The following is a 3,272-nucleotide window of genomic DNA, read 5'->3' on the forward strand; positions in this document are numbered from 1 at the left end:
CTAGAGCGTCTAAATCAATATCCGAGTCAAGAATCCGTCCCAGTTCAGAGACAACAAATTTGCCTGTTTCTTGGTTGTAGCTGAGTTTCATAATTTCGCCTGTTTAGCTGAATAAAAACTCTGTTGCAGTACATCAGTTTGTAACCACTCAGTTCGATGACTCTACATTGGGGTCGCTTGCAGCAAGAGAATTTTGTCTTTTAATTTTTCAAACCCCGTTTCTTGAACAGCTGTAATTGTTGTAGCTTGTGTCATATTTAGTTGTTTACGATTTAGCCTAAAGGCGATTGCATTCTTCCTGGTTAACAATCGCCTTCTTTATCAGAACTACACCACTACCAACTCTCGATAAACTGTTGGCACTTCACTTTTCACCGGAGCCGTCACCCTGGATAATGTCACAATTGCCTCCTTCACGCTCCAGTACTGGATGCCATTACCACACCGCCAGTAGTAAGTCTTGGGGTCGTTCCTCCACGGACATTCTAGGTTCCTGACCTTGAAGAGTATTCCCAAAAACTCGCCATCAGTATATACGTTGTGAGCAGTTTGGATGTTAGTGCGTCCCACATAAGTCAATCGGTAGTCGTCTACTGGCGTACACAAGTCCTCACAACGAGTCCCACGGTAAGCGCAATTGCCGCACCCATGACCCCCACAGTCTGGGCAAATGGCAACAGGGGTAGAATCGAACTTGGGCAGGGTAAAGTCCCAATCACCAGGTAGCTGTACAGTGTGGCGTGGCTCTATTGCTGTAACTTCTTGGGTTTGAACCTCTAACTCTGCTTCTTGTGGTTCCGGCACATAAGCCTTTACTTCTTTTACAACTACAGGCTTTTCGGGTTCTGGTAGCGTGTTTTCTTTGTAATGCCATACGATGTAGCTGTGGCATCTCTTTTGAGTGTCGTGACGAAATACCTCCACACCGTTAATCAATACTAGCCAGGGCTGGGTTAAGTCATCGTCATGAGTGATGCTTGCAATCAGCTTTCCAGCGGCGTAAACTTCTTGATCGTAGAAGCTGATTTCTACTGTTTCGAGTTCTTGTAATGCTATTGCTGTGTTTTGTGGCATAATTTTGAAACCTTTCTATAGGTATTAGAGGCGATCGCAGACTTTCCACGGTGAGCGATTGCCTCTGTTTTTATTGGTAAGTTCATTGTGCTTTTAGCACAACATTCTCAAACTAGATTTGGCGAAGCCTCATATTTATCTCCTAGCCAGTGACCGGAGCTTGCCAGAACAGGAATATATCAATCACGCGACAGTTGGCATTAGCTTCAAAAGCTTTCCGTCGTCCTACTCTGGCAATTTTTTATTCAGCGCAAATCGATTTCCCTTCCTGTATCTCTCACCTTCTCTAGTTGAGCCAGTGCATCAGTTACCCTTCCAGGTGGATTAATCGATTTACTATTGTCATGGTTCAGTAATTCTGATTGCAACTCTCTCGCGTTCGGGTGCAGGCGGTTCGCTTTCCTTGCCCTTATGTAATATATAGTAAAGTAAGACTTGTCTTAAGTCAAGTCTTACTTGTCCATTTTTTGGATAATTTTAGGTGAACCGAAAATGTCTTGCACATCCTTGCCCAGAATATTACATATATATCGAAGCAGTTGAAAGGAGACAGTCTTTGAAGCTCTATCGCCAAAGGGTCTTTCTATCATTGCTATATATTGCTTTGTAACTGGATAATTAAATTTTTGAGTAATTTCTTGAGCTAGTTGCTGCATGGAGACTTTGCCACGCATTTCTCTTAGGCGTTCTCCATAAGTAGAATTCCAATTAATACTGGCAATAACGTCTAATTCCACCATAATAAATTCTAGACAAGTCTCACTTGACTCTACCATACTATAACTGCTATATTCTGACTAGTTTGTGCTAAAGCAAAAAGCGATCGCCAGCCGGCAAGCACGCGATCGCCTTAACTACACCATTGCAAAAGGGATAGTTATGTCTAACTTATTGAATTTTAACGGGTCAAGCAACAGTAGTCCTTTTGACGGCATTCGTCATGTCGCTGATCAAGGAGAAGAATACTGGTTAGCAAAAGAGTTGATGCAATTACTGGGTTACAAGAAGTGGCAACGCTTTATAGATACTATCGACCGAGCCAAACTTGGTTGCCAAAATACCGGACTATCAGTACAAAACCATTTTACCGATGCTGGGCTTTATACTAGAGATGTACCCAGTGATTATCGTCTTTCCCGCTATGCCTGTTATTTGGTAGCGATGAATGGCGACCCACGTAAGCCAGAGATAGCAGCAGCCCAAAGTTATTTTGCCATCAAAACCCACGAAGCAGAAACCCGTTCTTCTTACCAGCCAAAATCAACCGTAGCCCATGAAGCCGCACAGTTAGCCCTGCTAGTAGGAGAATTCGCCGGATTAGAGAAGGCCCTCACCGCGCAGTTAGCAGTCAATGCCGCCACTAAAGTCAACCCAGCCCTCAAGCCTGCTGCTGATGAATTGAAGACGGCGATTGCTTGCACCGACCCCTCCGATGATGCGTATCTCAACGCAACGCAGATAGGGGAAATTGTAGGCAAGAGTGCGATCGCTGTTAACAAATGGCTAACGGGAGCCGGACTGCAATACCGTACTGATGATCGCAAACTACCATATCGTCCCACGGAATCGGGTAAGCAGTGGGGGCGCATGGTGTCAGCCGTTGCGCGAGGTTCTAACCAAACAGTGTTTCAACTGAGATGGTTGCCTGGCGTGACAGAGTTATTTCAGAGCTAAATGAAAGCGACCGCATCTGTGGATGTAGAGGCGATCGCTCAAGAAAAATTCACAACTTTTGCTGGTGACTCATTTGTTAGTCCTAACATTAAAAGATTTTTTCTCTTTAAGTCAAGCAACTAGAAAGCTAACAACACCATTTGTTACAAAACGATTTCCACTTTGAGCAATTATCTAGCAAGCCCGAAATCGGAGCTATGTGAGATAAACAAGCCGGAGTTACCAAGCCTGAATTGACAATGACGAAATTCCAAGATCCAAGAGCAGCAGCAATAGTCCAACAAATCGACTCTATCAACACGTCCGGTTGGGAGTCAGCATACGCCCAGTTCTTCAAAATCACGTAGTTCACGGCGGACTCTCCCCAGTTGAAGGGATACTACGTTTCGAGATGTTCATGGCAAAAGTGCAGAAAGCCGCCAAAAACGGTTGTGTTGCAAAAACAGGTGTTAAGCAGGTAGTATATTCTCTTTAAAGATTTAAATGCTACAGAGATGAACCCTAAGCAACCGTTTAAATGGCGA

The 3,272-nt window shown here is 44.2% G+C and carries 4 protein-coding genes; 2 read left to right on the plus strand and 2 right to left on the minus strand.

What is annotated here, in order from left to right:
• Positions 1–327: 327 nt before the first annotated feature.
• Together HCR01_RS37365 and HCR01_RS37370 are read right to left on the minus strand one after the other, a co-directional pair.
• Entirely contained in the window at positions 328–1,074 is a 747-nt protein-coding gene (locus tag HCR01_RS37365; RefSeq protein WP_193200925.1) for a hypothetical protein, read from the minus strand.
• A 452-nt stretch (positions 1,075–1,526) separates the two neighbouring features.
• On the minus strand, positions 1,527–1,814 hold the full coding sequence (locus tag HCR01_RS37370; protein ID WP_193200926.1) for a helix-turn-helix transcriptional regulator: 288 nt from the start codon (positions 1,812–1,814) through the stop codon (positions 1,527–1,529).
• Positions 1,815–1,878: 64 nt separating this feature from the next.
• Here HCR01_RS37370 and HCR01_RS39725 point away from each other — a divergent pair, with 64 nt between their 5' ends.
• Both HCR01_RS39725 and HCR01_RS40340 read left to right on the plus strand, forming a co-directional pair.
• Entirely contained in the window at positions 1,879–2,748 is an 870-nt protein-coding gene (locus tag HCR01_RS39725) for a BRO family protein (RefSeq protein ID WP_320073269.1), read from the plus strand.
• A complete protein-coding gene (locus tag HCR01_RS40340; RefSeq protein ID WP_264299997.1) occupies positions 2,749–2,871 on the plus strand; it encodes a hypothetical protein in 123 nt (40 codons plus the stop codon).
• Positions 2,872–3,272 lie beyond the last annotated feature (401 nt).

Source organism: Nostoc sp. MG11 (assembly GCF_014904695.1).
Classification (GTDB): Bacteria; Cyanobacteriota; Cyanobacteriia; order Cyanobacteriales; family Nostocaceae; genus Komarekiella.

What these genes read in the sequence shown, in the direction of transcription:
- HCR01_RS37365 (WP_193200925.1), bottom strand. Translation starts at nt 1,074, where the DNA reads ATGCCACAAAACACAGCAATAGCATTACAAGAACTCGAAACAGTAGAA.
- HCR01_RS37370 (WP_193200926.1), bottom strand. Translation starts at nt 1,814, where the DNA reads ATGGTGGAATTAGACGTTATTGCCAGTATTAATTGGAATTCTACTTAT.
- HCR01_RS40340 (WP_264299997.1), top strand. Translation starts at nt 2,749, where the DNA reads ATGAAAGCGACCGCATCTGTGGATGTAGAGGCGATCGCTCAAGAAAAA.